The organism is Dermabacter vaginalis (genome assembly GCF_001678905.1).
In the GTDB taxonomy this organism is placed as follows: Bacteria; Actinomycetota; Actinomycetes; order Actinomycetales; family Dermabacteraceae; genus Dermabacter; species Dermabacter vaginalis.
Map to the genome: position 1 here is coordinate 2,180,209 of NZ_CP012117.1, position 19,581 is coordinate 2,199,789.

The 19,581-nt window shown below is 62.9% G+C and carries 19 protein-coding genes, 2 tRNA genes and 1 pseudogene; 5 read left to right on the forward strand and 17 right to left on the reverse strand.

Annotated features, from left to right (window positions below):
* Nucleotides 1-6: 6 nt before the first annotated feature.
* The 9 genes from DAD186_RS09620 to serS form a co-directional block, all read right to left on the reverse strand.
* Nucleotides 7-96: transfer RNA gene (locus DAD186_RS09620), tRNA-Ser, on the reverse strand.
* A gap of 89 nt (nt 97-185) precedes the next feature.
* Nucleotides 186-869 carry a hypothetical protein gene (locus tag DAD186_RS11245; RefSeq protein ID WP_065248485.1) on the reverse strand — a complete coding sequence of 228 codons (684 nt, stop codon included), beginning with the start codon at nt 867-869 and terminating at the stop codon, nt 186-188.
* 54 nt (nt 870-923) lie between these two features.
* Nucleotides 924-1,595: a hypothetical protein gene (locus DAD186_RS09630; RefSeq protein ID WP_065248486.1), complete on the reverse strand. Its 672-nt coding sequence runs from the start codon at nt 1,593-1,595 to the stop codon at nt 924-926.
* A 28-nt stretch (nt 1,596-1,623) separates the two neighbouring features.
* The gene (locus tag DAD186_RS09635) at nt 1,624-2,364 is read right to left on the reverse strand and encodes a hypothetical protein (protein WP_065248487.1); all 741 of its coding nucleotides are present in this window, start codon (nt 2,362-2,364) and stop codon (nt 1,624-1,626) included.
* 266 nt (nt 2,365-2,630) lie between these two features.
* Nucleotides 2,631-3,275, reverse strand: a complete 645-nt coding sequence (locus tag DAD186_RS09640; protein ID WP_065248488.1) for a hypothetical protein — start codon at nt 3,273-3,275, stop codon at nt 2,631-2,633.
* Between the two features lie 157 nt (nt 3,276-3,432).
* Nucleotides 3,433-3,912, reverse strand: a complete 480-nt coding sequence (locus DAD186_RS09645; protein WP_065248489.1) for a peroxiredoxin — start codon at nt 3,910-3,912, stop codon at nt 3,433-3,435.
* 137 nt (nt 3,913-4,049) lie between these two features.
* Nucleotides 4,050-4,137, reverse strand: a tRNA-Ser gene (locus tag DAD186_RS09650).
* Nucleotides 4,138-4,246: 109 nt separating this feature from the next.
* Nucleotides 4,247-5,140: an HAD family hydrolase gene (locus DAD186_RS09655; RefSeq protein ID WP_065248490.1), complete on the reverse strand. Its 894-nt coding sequence runs from the start codon at nt 5,138-5,140 to the stop codon at nt 4,247-4,249.
* Nucleotides 5,137-6,396, reverse strand: coding sequence for a serine--tRNA ligase (gene serS, locus DAD186_RS09660; protein WP_065248491.1), 1,260 nt, complete (start codon nt 6,394-6,396; stop codon nt 5,137-5,139). Before serS ends, DAD186_RS09655 begins: the two co-directional genes overlap by 4 nt.
* Before the next feature lie 44 nt (nt 6,397-6,440).
* Between serS and DAD186_RS09665 the strand changes: the two genes are divergently transcribed.
* Nucleotides 6,441-7,382: a diacylglycerol/lipid kinase family protein gene (locus tag DAD186_RS09665; protein WP_065248492.1), complete on the forward strand. Its 942-nt coding sequence runs from the start codon at nt 6,441-6,443 to the stop codon at nt 7,380-7,382.
* A 6-nt stretch (nt 7,383-7,388) separates the two neighbouring features.
* On the opposite strand, the gene pheA is transcribed toward DAD186_RS09665, so the two are convergent.
* Nucleotides 7,389-8,357, reverse strand: coding sequence for a prephenate dehydratase (gene pheA, locus DAD186_RS09670; protein ID WP_065248493.1), 969 nt, complete (start codon nt 8,355-8,357; stop codon nt 7,389-7,391).
* Nucleotides 8,358-8,375: 18 nt separating this feature from the next.
* Between pheA and DAD186_RS09675 the strand changes: the two genes are divergently transcribed.
* The gene (locus DAD186_RS09675; RefSeq protein ID WP_065248494.1) at nt 8,376-10,418 is read left to right on the forward strand and encodes a hypothetical protein; all 2,043 of its coding nucleotides are present in this window, start codon (nt 8,376-8,378) and stop codon (nt 10,416-10,418) included.
* Here the strand turns inward: DAD186_RS09675 and DAD186_RS09680 are convergent.
* The 6 genes from DAD186_RS09680 to DAD186_RS09705 all read right to left on the reverse strand — a co-directional run bounded on the left by DAD186_RS09680 (nt 10,357) and on the right by DAD186_RS09705 (nt 16,130).
* Nucleotides 10,357-11,325 (reverse strand): glycosyltransferase, encoded by a 969-nt coding sequence (locus DAD186_RS09680; protein ID WP_065248495.1) that lies wholly within the window; start codon nt 11,323-11,325, stop codon nt 10,357-10,359. The two genes, DAD186_RS09675 and DAD186_RS09680, sit on opposite strands and share 62 nt — an antisense overlap.
* Nucleotides 11,322-12,146, reverse strand: a complete 825-nt coding sequence (locus tag DAD186_RS09685) for a DUF5926 family protein (protein ID WP_065248496.1) — start codon at nt 12,144-12,146, stop codon at nt 11,322-11,324. Before DAD186_RS09685 ends, DAD186_RS09680 begins: the two co-directional genes overlap by 4 nt.
* 9 nt (nt 12,147-12,155) lie before the next feature.
* A complete protein-coding gene (locus tag DAD186_RS09690) occupies nt 12,156-12,407 on the reverse strand; it encodes a hypothetical protein (protein ID WP_065248497.1) in 252 nt (83 codons plus the stop codon).
* The gene (locus tag DAD186_RS09695) at nt 12,404-13,723 is read right to left on the reverse strand and encodes a uracil-xanthine permease family protein (protein WP_065248498.1); all 1,320 of its coding nucleotides are present in this window, start codon (nt 13,721-13,723) and stop codon (nt 12,404-12,406) included. The genes DAD186_RS09690 and DAD186_RS09695 overlap by 4 nt, the downstream gene beginning before the upstream one ends.
* Nucleotides 13,724-13,750: 27 nt before the next feature.
* Nucleotides 13,751-15,496, reverse strand: coding sequence for a DUF7937 domain-containing protein (locus tag DAD186_RS09700; RefSeq protein WP_065248499.1), 1,746 nt, complete (start codon nt 15,494-15,496; stop codon nt 13,751-13,753).
* Between the two features lie 160 nt (nt 15,497-15,656).
* Entirely contained in the window at nt 15,657-16,130 is a 474-nt protein-coding gene (locus DAD186_RS09705; protein ID WP_157457130.1) for a flavin reductase family protein, read from the reverse strand.
* A 129-nt stretch (nt 16,131-16,259) separates the two neighbouring features.
* Between DAD186_RS09705 and DAD186_RS09710 the strand changes: the two genes are divergently transcribed.
* From DAD186_RS09710 to DAD186_RS09715, 3 genes and pseudogenes are all read left to right on the forward strand, one after another.
* The gene (locus tag DAD186_RS09710) at nt 16,260-17,375 is read left to right on the forward strand and encodes a replication initiation protein (protein WP_167550782.1); all 1,116 of its coding nucleotides are present in this window, start codon (nt 16,260-16,262) and stop codon (nt 17,373-17,375) included.
* An 87-nt stretch (nt 17,376-17,462) separates the two neighbouring features.
* A pseudogene (locus DAD186_RS11330) lies at nt 17,463-17,726 on the forward strand (type IIL restriction-modification enzyme MmeI); the annotation flags it as partial.
* 68 nt (nt 17,727-17,794) lie between these two features.
* Nucleotides 17,795-18,148 (forward strand): type IIL restriction-modification enzyme MmeI, encoded by a 354-nt coding sequence (locus DAD186_RS09715; RefSeq protein WP_065248500.1) that lies wholly within the window; start codon nt 17,795-17,797, stop codon nt 18,146-18,148.
* 14 nt (nt 18,149-18,162) lie between these two features.
* Here the strand turns inward: DAD186_RS09715 and DAD186_RS09720 are convergent, their stop codons facing one another.
* A complete protein-coding gene (locus DAD186_RS09720) occupies nt 18,163-18,996 on the reverse strand; it encodes a DUF6414 family protein (protein WP_157457131.1) in 834 nt (277 codons plus the stop codon).
* Between the last annotated feature and the right edge of the window lie 585 nt (nt 18,997-19,581).

Consider the following 19,581-nt stretch of genomic DNA (forward strand, 5'->3'; position numbering starts at 1 on the left):
CATCTGCGGAGACGAGAGGATTTGAACCTCCGAGGCGGCTCTACACCGCCTACTCCCTTAGCAGGGGAGCGCATTCGGCCACTCTGCCACGTCTCCTTGCGCGCACGGCGCTGAGTCAGCCTACCGAACTTCGTCGAGGGGCTCAAATTTTTCGCGGTACGCGCCACATTGCGTGGGGGCGAAGATCACGGTTTGACGTAGACGCCTTTGCCTTCAAGCTTGACGACGGTGAAGCCCATACCGAGCTCCTCAATTTTCACATCCGCGGTCCCGTCGCCGTGGTCCTTGACGGTAAAGGCGGCCCCGTCGAGGGCCTGTCTGATGGATTGTGCCTTGGTCGGATCCACGGGCGGAACGTTCTGATTCGCGGCGCGTATGCATGCGTCCTTCTCGATTTGGCTCTCGAGCACAAAGTAGGATCCGTTACTCTCGGCGGCCGCCAGCTCGCACGCCACTGACCAGTTGCTTTCCGTGCGCGCCTGGATGTACGCCGCGGTGACTTTTACGGCCTGCTGCTTTTCCTCCTCGGTGAAGGGCGTGGGGCTGAGCTTGACGGTCGCGCCACCTCCGGCAGTTGGATCTTGCGTGGCCGGCGCGGGCGCAGGGTTCGGCGCGGGGTTGGGAGCGGGACCGCCACTCGGGTTTGGCTGCGTAGGCGCAGGTGCCGGGGCCGTCTCCCCGCCTCCCGGTTTGGGGGCGGGTGCAGGCTTCGGGGATTCCGACGGTTGCTCGCTCGACGTGCTCGCCGAGCTCGACGGCTCACTGCCACCTCGCGAGGAAAGGATGGCGCCACACCCGGTGAGCGTCCCCGCCACGAGGACCGCGGCGAGGACAGTGGATAGAGGACGGGTTCTCCGGGCGGGGTTCATCGTTTCGCCTCCGTAACGTTGAGGTGTCAGGACCACGTGGGGCACCGAAAAGCTTTAGAAACCCTCGATCAGGATACGCAGGCTACCGTCGTCAAGCCGTACGAGTTTCTCGCCGCTGACCTCGCCATCGCGCTCGAAGGTTGCAGTTCCGTCACCATTGTCGTGGAGCGTGAAGCGTTTGGGGTCCGAATCTTCCATGATCTTCTCTTTGGGCATCGAGGAGATCTCGCCCTTCTGTATGTTCTCCTCTAGCTCTTGCGCACACAGAGATTTGAGCTCGGGGACATCAGCTCGCAACAGGTCGCCATTTTTCGCGAACACGAGCATGCCACACGCTTGCTCATACTCCCCCTCGAAAAGTTTCAAGACGAGGTCCTGCGGGAGCTGCTGACCTTTCTTCATCTCTTCAGCGGTGAGAGGTGTGGGATCGAGCTTTGCATGTGCGCTTTCGGGAATCCCTTGCGGAGACCCGGCATCGCTACCGTTTGAGGAGGTCGGCGACTGTTTGTCGTCGGGTTCGGTGGCGCCATGGGAGCCGTCAGCCTCACTGTCGCTCGCGCTTTCGGCAGGCGTGCCTGGCGTCGCGGCCGACGAGGACGAGGACGAGGTCGCTTCCTTGTCCTTTCTGCTCTCGTTCATCGCGCCGCACGATGCGGCACTCGTGACGAGCGCACCTGCTGCAAGGGTCACCGTGAGAGCTCGGGCAAGGTATTTTGTCGCTGTCATCTCGATTCTCCTAGGACCTAGTTCGGGTTTACGGCTGGCCAGTGAGATCCATTTGGGAGGGTTCGAGCCGAACGCCGCCGTCCTTGATCTTGAGGACATTGAAGCCGAGGGGTTGGCCGCTCATGGTGAGGGCATAGGTGCCGTCGCCGTTATCCTTCAGTTCAAATTTGGCGGGATCGAACTCCGATTTCACTTGTTCCTCGGGAATGCCCGCGCCTCCTTCCCCACCAGCGCCGCCAGCACCGGGGAACTGGCCCGTGTAGATCTGGGCGCATTGCTCGCGCGTTTCAGGCGAGCTGTCCATGCGGTAACGTGTTCCGTCAGTGTTTTTGAAAACCACGGTGTCACAAAACACCGTGAAGTCTCCGCTCACCGTGATCTTTACGAGAAGGTCGGACATCAATTGCTTGCCCTGCTCCTTCTCCTGTTCGGTGAGAGGCGTGGGGTCAAGCTCCGCGACCTCGCTACCGGCGGGGAAGGCGCCGCTACCCAAGCCACCGGGGCCCGGCGCAGGGGCGTCACCGCCGCCGTCGCTCGGCGAGGCAGGGTTCGGGTCTGTGCTCCCTTGGGTTGTCGGGCTTTCGGTCGGGTCAGGGAGTTCACTTGCCGAGGGCGCGGGCGTCGGCGAAGCCGCGCCTGTGGACGGCGATTCGGAAGCGGAAGCTTTCTTCGTTTCGTTGATGGCGCCACAGCCGGCTGCTCCAAAAACAAGGAGTCCTGCGGCAGCGACAGCAAAGAGCGATCGGGTCCTACGGAATGTCGTGGTCATGGGAACCTCTCAGATGAATGAGGCGTGGGGCGCGCCGGGTGGTGTCGTAAAACTAACGTAATGGGCGTTCCTGGCACATTCCTCGAACAACGCACCATATTGTCAGCCTGCGCAACTTTTCCTCGAAGACGACGACCACCCGCACCTCTCGAACTGCCGCCGTTAAAAGGCGAAGGTGGCTCGGTAGAACGAACTACCGAGCCACCCAGGCTTTACTCTTCTCTCACCTCAGCTCGGACCAGCGATTCGAGCCTTGGAGGCGATCATCACCAGTTCCGCAAATCGAGGAGCGGGCCCTCACCCTTCACCTTGACGAGCGAGAGGCCAAGATCCTGGCCCTGGAACGTCGCCTTGGCGGTACCGTCGCCATTCGGCTCGATCTCAATGTTTTCGGGCGTCAACATCTGCTTCATTTGCTCAGCCTGTTCCTCAGAGATGCCCTGCGAGGAGAGAATTTTCTCGTTCTGAGCAGCACACTGCTTGCGGATCTCTTCGGTGTCCGCACGCTCGTAACCGTCGCCGTTCCTCACCACCATATTGGGGCACGCATCCTCAAACCTCTTATCGAGCGAGCTGGTGAAGAAGTCGGCCACAACCTGTGCGCCCTTCTGCTTGTCCTCCTCCGTGAAGGGGGTCTCGTCAAGCTCCACGGGCGTGCCGTGCACGCTCGAGCCCAAGTCGTCGCCCGTGACAGCACCGCTGCCGGAGTCCGACCCCCCATCCGAGGACGAGGCTGAGCTCTCGCTCGACGTCGAGTCCTCTTTGGTTTCTGAAGCGGTCGTGGTCTCCTTCGAGGCGGAATCATCCTTCTTTGCTTCGTTGGAGGCGCCACAGCCTGCAAGGCCGAACGCGAGCACGCCAGCGGCGGCGATGATAGATACCGAACGGTTCTTACGCATGAAAGTAGACATCGTCAACCTTTCGTGTTGGTCAGGGCCAGCGGCCCATGAGTCTCGCCCTTCGCAGAGCCCTTGAGGTTCACATTCGTGACGCTCTCGAGATTCACAAAGGAACGCGGACAAACCTAGCATCACTATTTCCGTGCATTCTCAGGTTTAGGGAAGGTCGTCACACTTGCGCATCGAGGCTCAAAGCTTTGCGCACGAATTCCACGTGCGTTGGCGTTCCAACGCGATACTTCACGGCAGTAAGCACGCCGTGAGCATCGATGACGAAGCTCGAACGGATCACGCCCATCTTTTTCACGCCATACATATTCTTTTCTCCCCAAGCGCCGTATGCCTCCATGACGGCATGATCCTCGTCTGCCGCCATCGCATAAGGAAGATTTTCTTTTTCCACGAACTCCTCGACCTTTTCAATCGGGTCGGGGGAAATGCCGAGAATACGCGCACCATTCGCGGTCAGTTCTTCGACATGATCGCGAAGGTCGCGTGCCTGACGGGTGCACAGAGAAGTTCCCGCCGCTGGGTAGAACCATAAAAGGGCGCGCTCGCCTGCAAGGTCAGCGAGCGTGATTCGACCCCCACCGGCGAGCGGGAGGTCGAAGTCGGGGGCCTTATCGCCCGGCGCAAGTTTGACGTTCATGGGGGTTCTCCTTCGTGTCAGAACTGAGTCTCTTGATCGTACGTACGGCCACGGTGAGAAAAGCAAAACCCCGCACCGAACGCGCATTAAGCACGCCGGAAACGGGGTGGACGCACGGTGAGGCGTGCGCCTTCTTGCGGAGAGTAAGGGATTTGAACCCTTGGTGCAGGGTTGCTGCACAGCGGTTTTCAAGACCGCCACATTCGGCCGCTCTGTCAACTCTCCCTGCGCCCCAGAAGCGAGGCGCCCGTACATCCTACCCTCTCTCGATCAGGGGGAGGAACACAGGCCGGGCATCCCCCGCATCAACGCCCTTTCGACGTTTTCCCCACCCTCAAGGGAGGAAGCGGGAGTCGGGACCGCCGGTAAGGAGGCATTGCAGCACGAGTTCCGCGCCGTGCTCATCAATATCGAGCGTTTCCGCATCGGCATACGACTTCACACGATCGCTCGCCTGCCCCATGGCCACGCCCACGGCTGCCCAATCGAGCATTTCGACATCGTTCGAACCATCACCAACGGTCACGGTGTGCTCGGGATCCACTCCAAGGCGCTTCCGCAGAGACTCGAGCGCACTCGCCTTCGTCGTCCCGGGGGCCGACATGTCGAGCCAGCTCGACCAGCCCACGGCATACTCGCAGCCACTCACACCCGCGCGCTCAACGATGCGCGCAAATTCATCGAGGGGAATATCGGGCGCAGTCACCACGACACGCACAACATCCTTCGCCTCGAAAAGCTCCTCAATGCTCGCCGGGGCCGCCTGAATTCCGAAGTCAAGATCATCGAAGCTCTCGGTCCCGATGAAACCACCGCTCACCCGTTCAATCGCGAAGCGGGCCGTGGGCACAGCTTGGTACATGGCGCGTAGCGCAGGCTCGGGGTCAAACGTCACCGTCTCAACGATCTCGTAGGCGGCGTCGGAGGCCCCCGTGATCCGCGTAGTGACCGCACCGTTCGCGCTCACCGACCAACCGTCTGATACGCCCGCCAAGCGCACGATCGGGAGAGTCGTGTTGAGCGAACGCCCGGTCGCAATCACCACGTGGTGGCCGGCCTCGCGAACCGCATGAAGCGCGCTTCGCACGCGCGGATCCATGACACCCGCGTGGTCCACGAGCGTGCCATCCACGTCGAGGCCAACGAGGGCCCGATGCCCTGAAAGCGGTTCGAGCAGGGAACGCAAGTGTTCCTCGTCGAATCCTCTGGTGCTGCGCGCCGGGCTCATTGAACCTCGAAGACTTCGCGGCCGCCGAGGTAGGGGCGCAGCCCTTCGGGAACCACGACGCTGCCGTCGGCCTGCTGGTGATTCTCGAGCAGCGCGACGATAAAGCGGGTCGTGCCCAGCGTGCCGTTGAGGGTTGCGACCGGGCGCAGCGCCCCGTCCACTCGCTCGCGGATGTTGAGGCGACGTGCCTGGAACTGCGTGCAGTTCGAGGTTGAGGTGAGCTCGCGGTACGTGTTCTGGCTCGGCACCCACGCTTCACAATCAAATTTGCGGGCGGCGGATGTGCCGAGGTCGCCCGCGGCGGTGTCGATCACGCGGTAGGGCACGTCGATGAGGTCCATCATCTCGCGCTCCATGCCGAGCAAACGCTCGTGCTCCTCGTAGGAGTCCTCGAGCTTGCAGTAGGAAAACATCTCGACCTTGTGGAACTGGTGCACGCGAATGATGCCGCGCGTATCCTTGCCGTAGCTGCCCGCCTCGCGGCGGTAGCACGCACTCCACCCGGCGTAGCGCAGGGGCCCATTGTCGAGGTCGAGAACTTCGTCGCGGTGATAGCCCGCGAGCGCGACCTCGCTCGTGCCGACGAGGTAGAGGTCGTCGTCCTTGTCGAGGTGGTAGACCTCATCGGCGTGCTCGCCGAGGAAGCCGGTGCCATCCATCGTTTCAGGTAGGACGAGGGTGGGCGTGATGACGGGCGTGAAGCCCGCGCGCGTCGCCTTGTCGAGGGCGGCGTTGAGGATCGCGAGCTCAAGTTGCGCACCCACCCCGGTGAGGAAGTAGAAACGCGAGCCGGAAACCTTCGCGCCACGCTGCATGTCGATCGCCTTGAGCTTCTCGGCGATGTCGAGGTGATCGCGCACCTCGAAGTCGAAGCTCGGGATCTCGCCGTGGGTCTCGCGAACCTCAAAGTCCTCTTCGAGCCCTTCTGGGGCGCCTTCCGCGATGTTGGGGATCGCACGCAGCGCCTTCTCGCGCGCCTCCTCAGCTTCACCTGCGCGCTGTTCGAGGTCCTTAACCTTCTGGCTCAGCTCCTTCGCCTCGGCAACGAGCTTCTGCTTTTCCTCACCTTTGGCCTGGGCGACTTTCTTACCGAAGGATTTCTGTTCGGCACGCAGCGACTCAAACGACTGCGTGGCCTCACGCCAGGCCTGGTCGGCTTCGAGCACGGCGTCAACAGTTTTGGGGTCGCGGCGGCGCGCCTTCTGGGCCTCGCGCACGCGGTCGGGATTCTCACGGAGCAGTCGCAGATCGATCATGTTTTCCAGGGTACAGTGCCACGCCGCCCCCGTATGCTGGAGCGGTGGAAAAACTACACGTTGGGGTCGTCGTCAACCCGTCAAAGCTCAAGGATGTCGCCGAATTTCGCGGCCGGGTCGTGAGCCACGTCTTCAGTGTGGACCCGGATGCGCAGGTGTCGTTCTACGAAACAACCGTGGAGGATCCGGGCTTGGGGCAGGCACAGCAGGCGGTGTCTGACGGCTGCTCGGTTGTCCTCGCGGCCGGTGGCGATGGCACGGTGCGCCTCGTCGCCGCGGGGCTCGCCCATACTGGCGTGGCGCTCGGCATCATCCCGATGGGCACCGGTAACCTTTTTGCGCGCAACCTCGACATTCCGATCGATAATCTGCGCGGCGCGGTCAGGGTTGCCCTCACGGGTGAGGCCCTCACGGCGGACCTCGGCTACCTCCAGCACGGTGAGAGCCTCGAGGGTGCGAACAAAGCGAAGGAAGAACCGTTCCTCGTGATCGCGGGTTTCGGCTTCGATGCGGTCATCATGGAAAATACCGATTCACGCCTCAAAAAGACCGTGGGCTGGCTCGCTTACGTAGTAGCGGGAGCAAAGAAGATCGTGGGCCGCGGGCAAAGCGTCGAACTCGAGCTCGATGGCCGCGCCGCGAAGTCTCTCGAGGCCCGAACCGTCATGATCGGCAACGTGGGGCGCCTTCCCGGCGGGATTACGCTCATGCCAGGCGCGGATCGGTCGAATGGTTCCCTTGAGATTCTTGCGCTTGATTGGAAGGGGGCGGCGGGCTTTTCCCAGATCCTCGGCCAGCTCGTGCTTCCCGGCGCACCGAAAACCCTCGCAAAAATCTCGAATCACCGTACGTTCCAGGCCCGCGAGGCTGTCGTGAGCACCTCGAAAGCTCTCCCCGTTCAAGTCGATGGCGACTATCTCGGCGATGCCACGCATCTCGTGACGCGTGTGGATGCAGGCGCTCTCGTGATCCGTTCGGCCCGCTGATGCGCGTTAGTCTCGCGCAATGAGCGCCTCGAGGCCCGCGACGAAACCGCGTGCCTCTTCGTAAGCGGTATCAGCATTGTGGTCCACAACGTAGGGCACGGAACCGTCGGCCCTACCGTACGAGCCGAGGAACACGAGGCGCGAACAGATGCGATGGAGGCCTCGCAGCGCGGAGGCCACGCGACGATCCTCGAGGTGCCCCTCGAGGTCGAGGGAGAAAGAGTAGCGGCCGAGCGCGTCACCGATGGGGCGCGATTCGATGCGCGAGAGGTTCACGCCGTTCGAGCTGAGAACCTCGAGCATCTCGAGAAGCGATCCGGACCGATCGTGGGCGAGGTGCGCAACGATCGTCGTTTTATCGGCGCCCGTGCGCGCCGGGATGAGACCGTCGCGTTCCACGAGCACAAAGCGGGTTTCGGCGCCTTTCGTATCCTCGATGCCCTCGGCGACGATGTGCAGTCCAAAATGTTCGGCGGCGAGCGGCGAGCAGATCGCGGCGGCGGTACGGGCACGCGGATCTGCGTCGTCAAGCTCCGCGATCTCGCGGGCCGCAGCTGCTGTGGAGAGCGCGGGCTGCGGTGAGGCGCCGGGAAGGTTTTCGCGCACGAACGCCTGGCACTGCGCTTGGGCGTGCGGGTGGGAGTACACGGCTTCAAGATTCTCGAGGCTCGACGGCACACGGGTCGCGAGCACAAACGTGATGGGAACGATCTGCTCGGCGACGATCGTGATGCCGCCGGTCGCGGCGAGCACGTCGAGGGTGCCTGAAACCCCGCCCTCAACGGAGTTCTCAATGGGGGCCATCATCGCGTCGACCTCGCTCGCGACGAGGTCGCCGATCGCTTCGGCAACACTGCGGTAGGGCACGAGGGTCTGCTCTCCGTCATCCGGTCGCACGGGCAGCGGACCCATGAGCGCCTGCAAGAGCGCCTGATGGGTGAAGGTCGTCTCGGGGCCGAGGAATCCATATCGCATGTCCCTAAGAGTACGGGTATGCGCATGATCGCTACGCTTGAGTCCATGCACGAGATCTCTCATGCGCGTACACGCGTTGCTGGCGCGGGCCTCATCGCCGCCTGCCTCGCGCTTCTCGCCGCGCTCATCCTTGCCCCGTCCCTCCACTGGGGCGGTCTGCGCAAAGATGCGACACCACCGGTCGACGGGGTGCACACGCTCTACGTCACGAGCGGTCTCACGTGGGCAGACATCACGAAAGAGGACACTCCTGCCCTGTGGTGCTTCGCCGAAAATTCTGGCGCTGCGGGCCTCGCCCTTTCGAGCGAATCGGTCATGCCCACCAAGCGGCAGGGCCTCGAAACCCTTGCGACGGGCGCTCGCACCCCGGCACTCGGGGATACACATGCAGCGGGAACGGGCGGCAGTCCGGGTGGGAAGGAATGGTCCGACGCCACCTCCGCGCTCACCGAAGCCGGCATTTCACTCGTCGATCTCGGCGATGTGGCAACGGACAAGGGCGTCAGCAGGTTCGCGCACGAACGCAGTGTTCGCGACATCGATGCGGCATTCGCGAAGCACGCGGGCGACTGTGGCGAGCGCGGGGTGGCACTCGCGAGCATCGGCTCCCTCAATCCCTCCCCCGAGCAGGCCTACGAGGTGGAGCACACGCGTGGCTACGATGCTCTCCCCACCCCTCTCAACCTGCAGGTGTACATCGATTCGCGCTGGGGTCCGGCGTTTCTCACAAGCCCGTCGACGCGCCAGGTCGGCGTCGTCATGAATCTCGACCTCGCGGCGAGCTTCACCGGCACGGAGCAGCTCGGTATCGGCCGAGCCGCCGTCGGAACCTCCACCACCAAAGGCGCCCAGATCGCGCACGCCCGCGAGGTCACCTTCGCCTCCCGCACCACCGAGGACTCCCTCGCCCCCCTGCTCGGCGTGATCGTCGCGATCCTGCTTGTTTCAGGTGCCCTCGCGCAGCGCGTCCCGGCGGCGCGGCATGTCGCGAACGTCAGCATTCTCGCGATCCCCGTGGGCTATACCTCGAGTATCGTCCCGCTCAGCGCCCTCATTAACCTAGGAGTTCATCCTCTTTTCGCGATCGCGGCGTGGACCGTGCTCGGCACGGCAATTTTCGGCATAGGGCTCACGTGGGGCGTCACGCTTCTGGGCTCCGCCCTTCCCGAACACAGTCGCCGGCTCCTCACCCCCGCACTGGCGGCTCTCATGACCGCCGGCGCGATACTCCTCGACGCCGCGCTCGGTTCACACGCGAGCTTCACGTCGCTGCTTGGCAATCAGCCCATCTATGCTGGCCGCTTCTACGGCCTGAGCAACCACATCACGGGCATTACCCTCGCGGCGTGGGCCCTCGGAGTGGGCATGCTCATCCACGCACTTCCGGCCTTCACCACCGGCAGACGGCCAGGCCCTGCGCGCGTGCTGTTCGTGGGCGGCACAGGTGCACTCGTGGGGTTCTGTTCGATCGCCCCGGGGATGGGGGCCGACGCCGGAAGCGCCCTCATCTACGCTCCCGTGACACTCGTCGCCTGCCTCGCCCTCAGCGGCATTCAACTTCGCCCGTGGCACGTTCTCGCGGCGCTCGCGGCGGGCACAGGGGTGTTTGCCCTCGCGGGCGCTCTCGACTACATGCGCCCCGCCTCCTCGCGCACGCATCTGGGCGAATTCGTGGCGACGCTTGTGGAGAAAGGCTCCCCCGCGGGCGCCGCTTCACAGTTCTGGGCAGTGTTCGCGGATCGCACGTCACGCATGCTCGAACCGCTCACGCTCTATTCGCCGCTGCTCATGGTCCCGCCCGTGCTCTTTGCGCTCGCACTCACCTACGGCGCGGTACGCAGGGGCTCTCTCGCGCGTGAGCTCCCCTACCTCTATCGACTTCGCCTCGCTGCCATGGCTGGCGCGTGGATCGGAGCGCTCACGAATGACACGGGCCTCGTGCTCGTGGGCCTCGCCTACGTTGTGGGCTTCGCGTTGAGCCTCACGGCTCGCGCGGCACTTAGTGCTCGGGCTCCTCGCGAGGCTCGTCCACCGGCTCCACCGACCCCTCAGAAACTCTGACCTGCGCGTTCTTCTCGATCGAGGGAACCGCAAAATGTTTCACAGGCGGGTTCTCCACGATCTCGGGCGTCTCGGGGCGCTCACCCGTGAGCGCGCGCACCGGCCCCTCCTCGCCAAGTGGATCATTCGGCGACAGGGACCGCCGCTTCGAGAGCGCACGCATGACGTCTTTGAGCTGGCTCGCACGGTGAAGCTGCGAGCGAAGGTCCTTGCCGGTCGCACGGTGCGTAAGTTCGGCAGGGATCTCTTTCACCCAGAACCCCTTGTGCAGGGCGTCGATCGTGAGGCCCGTTTCCACGCCCCAACCGTCGGCGAGAGGCTGCACCGCATCCCACGTTTCGCGCGTAATGCAGCGCGTGCCACTCAGCGGCTGCACGGTCTCAAAGCCCGTGGCCTTACGGATGCCATTGCGAGCCGTTTTCACAACGAGGCCCATGCCTGCGGCGCCTTCTTGTGCGGGGAGGATGGCGATCGCCATGTCCACGTTGCCCTCGAGCACCGCATCCACGAGCGGCTGCGCACCGCTTGCGGATTCCTGCATGTCAGCATCGATAAACAGCAGCGCGCGTGCCGACTTTTCGATTGGCGACGGCTCGCCGCCCTCGTTCCTTTGCTCGGCGTGCTCGGTTTCCTCACGCATGTGCACGACGCGCGCGCCAGTCGCCATAGCCGCGGCCTTGCCGCGATTGCTGCGGTGGCGCACCACGACCGCCCCGGCGCCCTTCGCCAAGGCCGCCGTGGCATCCGAGGAACCGTCGTCGACAACGACAACGAGGTCGACGCCGCGGATAGTAAACGAGGCGGCAACGGTCTTTTCGATACGTTCGGCCTCGTCCTTCGCGGGGATCACGACAGCGGCTCGCGTGGGCCGCGCTTCCCCGAACGTCGCGGCGTCGACGCTGCTCATCGCAGGGTCACCTCACGTGCGACAATTCCGCCGCGCGCGCGACGCTCGAGAGCCGTAAGCGGCTCCTCGCTCGAAAGCGCCGCTTCGAAACGCTTGAGGAACTCGGGAACCTCATTCTCCACGCCCTCGACGCCGAAGCCCTTCGGCAGGTCCCATACGGGAATCGTGAGGCCATCAGCACGGAACGAGCCCACGTAGCGCGTGCCCTCGCCGATACCCGACTGACGCTTCGCGTGCAGGCGCGCAACCGCGTCGATCACGCGGTCTTCGCTTTCGTCGAGAACCCAACGCAGATGCTCCTTGGGGCCCGCATCGACCCAATACGCGTGCGGCAATCCGCCCACGGCGGCCGTCGGCATGATCGCCTCGTTGGCCTGCTCGAGGCCCTGCTCGATCTGCTCGGTGCGCTCCGCACCGGCGCCGAGCCAGTACTCGAACGAGTCGTGCACGTCGACCGTGTAGTTCTCCTCAATGACGAGGATGTCCTGAAGCCGCGGTGAATCCTCCGCGACCTTCACGGTCGTCACTGCCGTTCCGGGCTCCGAATCAAGCGCCTGCTTGAGCGCTGCGCCGAGACCGCGCGAAGTGTCATTACCGGGAACGCTCGCCTGCATCCCGAGCATGACTGTGCCGTTATCGCGCTTGATCGCAGCCCAGTTCATGGGGAGGATCGTGGCGATCACGGCATCGCCACCGCCAAACTCGGGGGCAATCTTCGCCTCGAGGGTCGCCGATGGGATGAGTTGGCGCATCGCCACGAGATCGTGTTCGGCGATGAGGCCTTCAAACGGACGGCGAACGAGAGTAGTGCTAGAAGTCATGGCCCAAGTCTAGCGAGGCGGCGGGGGAACCTCCCGAACGGCCACGATCAACACGCGAGGAATCCTCGCGTATCCACGTTTCGTGTGGATAGTGACCGTTTCCTCGTCGGTTTCGACAACGTAGCCGAGGGCATCCGCAACCTTTTCTCGACCTGCATGCGTGCGCGGGTCGAGCGCGTAGCGGGCCGTCACGCGCGTCCCCGGCGTGAGGATCGGCGCCCAGCCCGTACGCACTCTCTTGGACGGTTGCCCGGCAGTCATCGCGTAGAGGCGGCTTCCGCTGTCGCTGCGCGCGCGTCGGAATCCTCCGGCACCTCGGTTCCCGTGACCTTCCCGATCACCGTCATGAGGTGATAGATCACGAGCGCCGCAAGGGTGCCGAGCGCGATGCCGTTGAAGGTGATGCCGGCGTCCTTAGGGCCGAACGTCCACGTCACGTTTGCGATGCCCACGACGAGCGCGACGCCCGCCGTCATCTGGTTGCGCGGCCGCGAGAAATCCACGCGACCGTCAACCCACATGCGCACGCCCACGATGCCGATGAGACCGTAGAGCACGAACGTGACGCCGCCAAGCACGCCTGCCGGAATGGAGAAGATGAGCTGGCCGATCTTCGGCGACATCGACAGGGCGATCGCGGCAATGCCGGCAACCCAGTAGGCAGCGGTTGAGTACACGCGAGTCGCGCTCATGACACCGATGTTCTCGCCGTAGGTGGTTGTGGGCGAACCACCGAACGTTGCCGAGAGGGCCGTCGCAATGCCGTCAGAGAAGAGGGTGCGGCCCACCATGTGGTCGAGATCCTCACCGGTCATCGACCCCACCGACGTCACGTGGCCCACGTTTTCGGCGATGAGCACGAGGATCACCGGCAGGAACATCGGGAGAACCGAGAGGTCGAAGTGCGGGTGGTGGAACTCGGGAAGTCCGATCCACGGCGCCTTATAGAAGGCAGTGAGGTCAACTTCGCCGCGCGCGCGGGCGAAAAGGTAGCCCACAAGGACGCCGAGGAGAACGGAGACACGCCCGAGGATGCCCTTGAAGAGGGCCGTGCACAGGACGATCGCGAAAAGCGTCACCGTCGCGGTAAGGGCCGATTGCTGGAAGTTTTTGTAGGCCGTGGGCGCGAGATTGAAGCCGATCAGGGCGACGATGGCGCCCATGACGACGGGCGGCATGAGTGCGGCGATCCATCGTGTGCCGACGAACTGCACGATCACGCCAACGAGGGCGAGTGCCAGACCCGTGAGGAGCACGGCGCCGAGGGCGGTGCCCATATCGTGCGCTTTCGTTGCCGCAACAATCGGGGCGATGAACGCAAACGAGCTTCCGAGGTAGCTCGGGACGCGGTTGCCCGTGATGAGAAGGAAAAGGATCGTGCCGAGGCCCGAGAAAAGAAGGGTCGTGGACGGCGGGAATCCCGTCAGGAGCGGAACGAGGAACGTTGCGCCGAACATCGCAATGACGTGCTGGGCGCCAATCCCAATCGTGACCGGCCATGCGAGTCGTTCCGAAGGAAGAACGACTTTCCCTGGCTCAACGGTGAGCCCATTTCCATGAATTTTCCACAGTGGCATGGCGGCCTTTCTTTTTGGGGAGAGGGGTTACGACTCCTTGGCGGGGTCGGGATCAGGGGCAGCGGGCGAAAGTGCCTCGGGGGAAACACTCACGGGGAAGCGGTGCGTCCGACGCCGGGCTTCGGACACATCGGGGAGGAAAGCTGTAGCGTCAGCTACGCCGTTAATGCGGGCACGGAACTGAGCGAAGGTGCGCTCGAGATCTGGCGCGCCGTGCTCATCACGCATGGGCGCGGGAACCGTAATCATCAAGGCAGCGGTGATGCCCGCAACGAGGCCGAGTCCACCGTTTGTCAGGCCGGCAGCAGCCCCCGTGACGACCGAGAACACGACGACCCCGAGGAAACCGATAAGCGTGAGGGCCACACCGATGGACACCGCGTTTCCACGCGCTTTGACGGCACTCTTTCGCACGAGGGCCTTGCGACCAAAGTGTGAGAGGAGCGCGAGCAGAGCAACGAGGATGAGTTGAAGGATCACGAGGCCCGAGCCCCCGCGCGCGTCGTACCCCACGAGAACCGCGATGAAATACACGAGCACGGCTGCGAAGGCCACGATGTGCATCGTGCGGGAAAACTCGAACGTGCGGGCGGCATACATGAGCCAGTCCACGCGCTTGAAATTGAGTGTGCTCGAGCGCACATAAGGGCGTGAAATGAGAAGTCCGAAGGCGGCGAGCGCAAACGGGAGCCACACGTAAGAGGTGGAGAAGCTTCCCGGCGCCGCGTATTCGAGGCGCAGAGAGTTGTCGGCAGCCGCGCCCACAACCATCGCTGCCGCCGCACCCACGAGGAACACGTAGTGCGAGGGGCGCTCATTGAGCTTCGGATTCGCAATGAAGAGGCCAAGAGCGAGAGAACCAAGAGAGTAGGAGAAGGTGACGAGCGCGAACGCCGGGTCACCGTTGATCGCCTTGCCCACCATCATGACGAGCGAGAGCACGAAGCTCGCGATGAGCAGCACGCGCAGGAGGAGGATCCATCGCGCGGCGCGTCTCTTCGCGGCATCGCTCGGAACGTGTCCTTCGAAACCGCGTCGCTCGGACCCCATCACCGCACCCATGAGTAGGAGTGCAACCGAAACGCCAACGCCTACGCGCGGCCCATTCGGCAGGGGCACGAGGAGATCGGGAATCGAGGCAATGAGGTCGTAGCCGAGAGCACCGATCGAGGCCACAAACGCGGGAAGCATGCCTATCCGGCGCACGATCCCGAGATAGCCGAACTGCTCGGGCCTTTGGGGTTCCGCGTCCTTCATATAGGCGGGGACCCATCGCAGGAGATACACGGCGAGGATGGTCGCGATGCCAATTCCCGCCGCGACCGACGGAATCCACGCGGGAAGCGCGTCCGGGGCGTGTGTGTACGTGGTCGTGAAACTCGAACCGAAGGCGAGAACAACGATGATGTCGCGCAGCGCGTCCCAGCCGCTCAAATCGCTGAATTGCGGGGGAAGCTGCACGGAGCGCTGCCGAGGCGCCGCCGGAGGCGTGGCGCCCGAGCGCGCATAATCGCTCTCCTCGGGAGGCGAAGGCGCCGCGATTTCGGCCGTCTCCGTCACTGGCTCCTTCGGCGCCAGGCCCGGAGCAAAGTAATTCTCCGCCTCGCCCTCGAGGTTCGCTCGCTGCATTCTCAGGCGCGCGAAATCATCGCTATCGGGAAGCTTTTCTGTGGGGAGAGTGCCCGGTTCGGGAACAAAGATCCAGTCCTCGGCGGGATCTGCTCCCGCCTGGACGCGATCATCACGGTTCTCCGGTACCTGATCCTTCGCCATGAGCTCCCTCGTTTGTGTCGCGCGGCATGCCGATGCGGGGAAGCGCCTTCGAAGCAAGCACGGCAGGAACGCGCGCGTATCGCGAACATTGTAGAGGCGAGAAGGGCGCTCGGTGCGGCCGTTTCGCCTCGCGTGTCGAGAATCTCTTCAGGGCACCGTTTTACAGGCCCGAGTAGCGCCTCGAGAACCGTACAAGCGCAGAGCGCGCCGGCCCCTGCCGCGCCTCACGAACGCGACACACGAAAAGCGTGTGCGTTGCGGCTTCGTGCGACGATTCAACCTCGAGACTGAAGGTCGCAAGCGATCCATCAATATGAGCGTTGCCCCACGCATCCCGCTGATGGGCGACTCCTTCGAGCATCCCTTGAAGTGGGAGGCCCGGCTCACCGAAGCGCTCGGCGAGCCCCTGCTGCTCGGCGCCAAGTACGCTCAGCGCGCACACTCCCGTCTCGTCAAGCGCCTCCGCGGCGCGCGAAAGCGAATACAGGCTCACCGCCATCGTGGGCGGGTCATACGACACGTCAAGGAACGAATCGATCGGCGTCACGAGATCCCATCGCCCCACGCGCATGCTCACGAGCGCGATCGCCGACGCAATGTCCTCACTCAGTCGTCGATAGTTCTCAACATCCACGGCTGCTCCTTTAACACTCGGTCGCGATTCCAGGCAGGCAAGCGTCGGACCCACCCCGAATGCGAGCGTAACGGTTTGACGCTTACCGCGCCCTCTCCATACTCCCGAGCGGCCACCTAGTGCATTCGTTTGACCGACCCACACTTCGCCGCGTTCGCCGCCGCCGACATCGACACCCCCGGCACCCCCGGCGGAAGCATCAACAACCTGCACCCCGACGTCCTCGCGATCCTCACCAAAATGCGCCAGCTACATGCCGCACCAGGCTGGATCGGAATCAACCCCACAAACGGCAAGGCCCAACTGATCTGGGCCATCGATCCCGTCTACAGCGACGGCGACCCCACCAAGCCCAACCGCCCCATGAAACTGCTCAAACGCGTCCAACACGGCCTCAACCCCAACGCCTACCGCTGGAACTGCTACCCGTTCAGAATCCACAAGCTGAAAGACCTCGAAGCGATGCTCGAACAACTCGGCGCACTCACCACAGCCCCCGACAAAACCCCCACACCCGCAAAAACCGGGACAGACCTGATCCTTCAAGCCAAAGCCAACCGTGAACGCGCTCAACGCATGCGCGCCCTCTCCGACGAGCTGGACGGCCTCAGCGTCGAAGAACTCGAACGCCACGCCCCGTCCTACATCCAAGGCGTCCGCGTCCTCTACGACGCAGCAGGCACCCCACAACGGGACGAAACAGCCTTCCGCCACGCCCTCAAAACCGCCCACAGGCTCCACAAACGCGGCCAACGCCTCAAAGACAACCTCATCATCGACGCCTACGAACACGCCTACCGCATCGCCCACGCCCAAGACACCCTAGGCCGCCCCGACGAAATGCCACCTATGCGCGACCGCCTCACTATGGCCCGCCGCGTCCGCGCCTACGTCACCACCAACAAGACCGGCAAGGTTGCGGGAACTGGCCTCAGCTCCACCCAACACGTCACCCCCGTAGAACGAAACGCCCTACGCACCTTCGGCTCATGCGGCGGCAAAGCGACCGTCCAACGCCGCGCCAACAACCCCGAAGAACGCGAACCCCTCCGCAAAGGATGGGAAAAAGCAAACATGCAGCGCCAGCGACAGGCCAAAGCCTCGAAAGCGGAAGTGCTCGCCTTCCTTAGCAAACAGATCGCAGAGTCGGGGACACAGCCGACTAGACGTGAGGTGATGGACGAATTCAACCTCTCCGAGAGCACTGCAAAGCGGTACATTCGCACTGTGCGCGACCTGCTCTAGGGGGGGTCAGGCCATAAGCATAAAACGGTTCCCCCTCCCCCCAGGGAGGGCACAAGACTTCTAACCCACTAACCACTCGGAGCCCCCATGCCTAAGCCTCTTGTTCTCTCCGATGTCCGGACTCGTGCCGGAGCCTTTGTGGCTGACTGGCGCGAGGCTGAAGGCTACGAGAAGGGGGAGGCGCAAGAGTCTGTTCGAGGGCTGCTTGCCTGCTTTGGTATTAGTGGCCGCACGGCTGCGGTGTACGAGAAGCGAGCCAGGCGTGCATCCACCGGGCAGCATGGGTTTATCGACGCGCTGACCTCCGGTACGGCACTTATCGAGATGAAGAGCGCTGGAAAAGACCTCGAGACTGCCGAAGCACAGGCGCTCGACTACATCGAATCGCTTACTGAACACGAGCGCCCTGATTCGGGATTATCTCTAGCTCAGCCTTCATTACCTGGCAGCGCGCAATTGGTGGTGCGCTCGAGTCCCGCCTGCGCTTCTCGAACACGGTGGTGTGGAACAACCTCCCCCTGCCTGAAGTCGACGAGAAATCGCGGCAGCAGGTCATCGAGGCAGGCAAGGGTGTCATCGCGGCCCGTGAGCTGCACCCCGAACGCTCACTCGCAGATCACTACAACCCACTCGCCATGAGTCCCGAACTTCTCAAAGCACACGCCACCCTCGACCGCGCGGCGGATAAAGCGTTCGGCGCGAAACGAGCACTCCACTCCAACGAAGAACGCCTCGCGCTCCTCTTCGAACGCTACGTCGAGATGACTGCCTAGAGCTGGCTGGTTTCCTAGTAAATTGCAACGGCGTCGATGACTAAGGTTGGTCCCTTCAGGAAGAAGCTTTCGTCTTCGTGGTTTTGCCACGAAGGGTCTAATGTCGGAAGAAGAGTCTCTGAAAGGTCATCCATGCTTGGACGCATACGAGAACGGACTGTTGGGTCCCACCCGTGTAGTGTCCAGCGCTCAGTCGATAGATACCCCTCGTCAGGGTCGTCCGGGATGAGGTTTCGAACAGTACCCAGAACAGTTGCATCTCCCTCCAATGCGTCACTTCCTGCTATGCCTTTGCCGATGAAGTGTCCTGGGGTGCAACTGATGAAGAGGTGGTCAAAAACGCCCTGGATGTCTGGTGTCATGCGGTATAGCAAGGGGATGTCCGGTAGAGAGTTCCCGAAATAGACGGACTTGAGAACGCTGTAGATCTGGGAATCCGACATTATCCCGGAAGGGTTCTCTTCAGTGCACTCCCCACGAGAGATTCGTGCAAGAGCTTCCAGATCGACATCTTCTCTCGCAAGGAGCTGTCGAAAGGCATCCATGATCTTTCCGACCGCGCTTACAGGGCTAAGTGACAGCTTCCCGTCGACCTTCACAAAGGCGTCGCGCCAGGTAGTCCAGTGGTCTTCTTGGGTGCCGTCTCCTAATGGAAGTACTGTGAACCCTTGATTCTCTTTTTCCATCTGATCAAGGGGCTTGCTGAAAGTCACCTTGTCGGAGTTTTCGAGCGTGTACGCGTGCTGCACCTCCACCACTTTTGTCGTGGTGGCGCTGCCTCCGATGCCATATATACCGACTTTGCCTTCGGCCCCACCGGTGTTGCTAGATCGTTCGGAATATTCCACTTGCTTGGGTGTACGGGGGATGCCGCAGTACTCGGCTTGGGCGTAGAAGTCGGCTTTATTGAGATAGCGAGGCGATCGAAGTGGCATAGCTAATGATCTCACTCTCTACTCGTTGAGCGCCCTATTTTCGTGGATGCTTTCGCTTTGGCATGCCCAGTACGCGAGAGACAAAATCCGTGACCCAGGGTTGGGCCTGCGCCTCTAAATCAGATCGTGTTCCGTAGCATGAGATGGACCCGTACACCAGATCGCGTCAGTGTCGTAGTGGGGGTACACGTGATGCGTACCTAGCACTGCGCACAAAGAGCGATACCTGGACTATCGGGACCCACATCACCCGCAACCCCGGCACAGGCCAAGGAAAACGCTACCGCGCACTCATCCAAGAGCAACTTCTGAACATAGCTGACACCCACGGCATTACGATCACCGCAACCGCCGCCACCCCTGAGCTTGCCGAGCGATACCAACAAGAAATCCCCGGGCTCATTGCAGGGCGCCGAGTGTTCCCACGACGGGTTGCCCTCTGCCGAAAGCCTGCACCTGACGCGCTTCGTCACCTGGGGCCATGCGAAGGGTGACGAC

Excerpts from the sequence above, each read along its gene's own strand:
- pheA (WP_065248493.1), bottom strand. The coding sequence starts at position 8,357 with ATGCGATATGGATTCCTCGGCCCCGAGACGACCTTCACCCATCAGGCG.
- serS (WP_065248491.1), bottom strand. The coding sequence starts at position 6,396 with ATGATCGATCTGCGACTGCTCCGTGAGAATCCCGACCGCGTGCGCGAG.
- DAD186_RS09635 (WP_065248487.1), bottom strand. The coding sequence starts at position 2,364 with ATGACCACGACATTCCGTAGGACCCGATCGCTCTTTGCTGTCGCTGCC.
- DAD186_RS09640 (WP_065248488.1), bottom strand. The coding sequence starts at position 3,275 with ATGTCTACTTTCATGCGTAAGAACCGTTCGGTATCTATCATCGCCGCC.
- DAD186_RS09630 (WP_065248486.1), bottom strand. The coding sequence starts at position 1,595 with ATGACAGCGACAAAATACCTTGCCCGAGCTCTCACGGTGACCCTTGCA.
- DAD186_RS09685 (WP_065248496.1), bottom strand. The coding sequence starts at position 12,146 with ATGACTTCTAGCACTACTCTCGTTCGCCGTCCGTTTGAAGGCCTCATC.
- DAD186_RS09645 (WP_065248489.1), bottom strand. The coding sequence starts at position 3,912 with ATGAACGTCAAACTTGCGCCGGGCGATAAGGCCCCCGACTTCGACCTC.
- DAD186_RS09695 (WP_065248498.1), bottom strand. The coding sequence starts at position 13,723 with ATGCCACTGTGGAAAATTCATGGAAATGGGCTCACCGTTGAGCCAGGG.
- DAD186_RS09680 (WP_065248495.1), bottom strand. The coding sequence starts at position 11,325 with ATGAGCAGCGTCGACGCCGCGACGTTCGGGGAAGCGCGGCCCACGCGA.
- DAD186_RS09675 (WP_065248494.1), top strand. The coding sequence starts at position 8,376 with ATGCGCATGATCGCTACGCTTGAGTCCATGCACGAGATCTCTCATGCG.
- DAD186_RS11245 (WP_065248485.1), bottom strand. The coding sequence starts at position 869 with ATGAACCCCGCCCGGAGAACCCGTCCTCTATCCACTGTCCTCGCCGCG.
- DAD186_RS09700 (WP_065248499.1), bottom strand. The coding sequence starts at position 15,496 with ATGGCGAAGGATCAGGTACCGGAGAACCGTGATGATCGCGTCCAGGCG.
- DAD186_RS09655 (WP_065248490.1), bottom strand. The coding sequence starts at position 5,140 with ATGAGCCCGGCGCGCAGCACCAGAGGATTCGACGAGGAACACTTGCGT.
- DAD186_RS09690 (WP_065248497.1), bottom strand. The coding sequence starts at position 12,407 with ATGACTGCCGGGCAACCGTCCAAGAGAGTGCGTACGGGCTGGGCGCCG.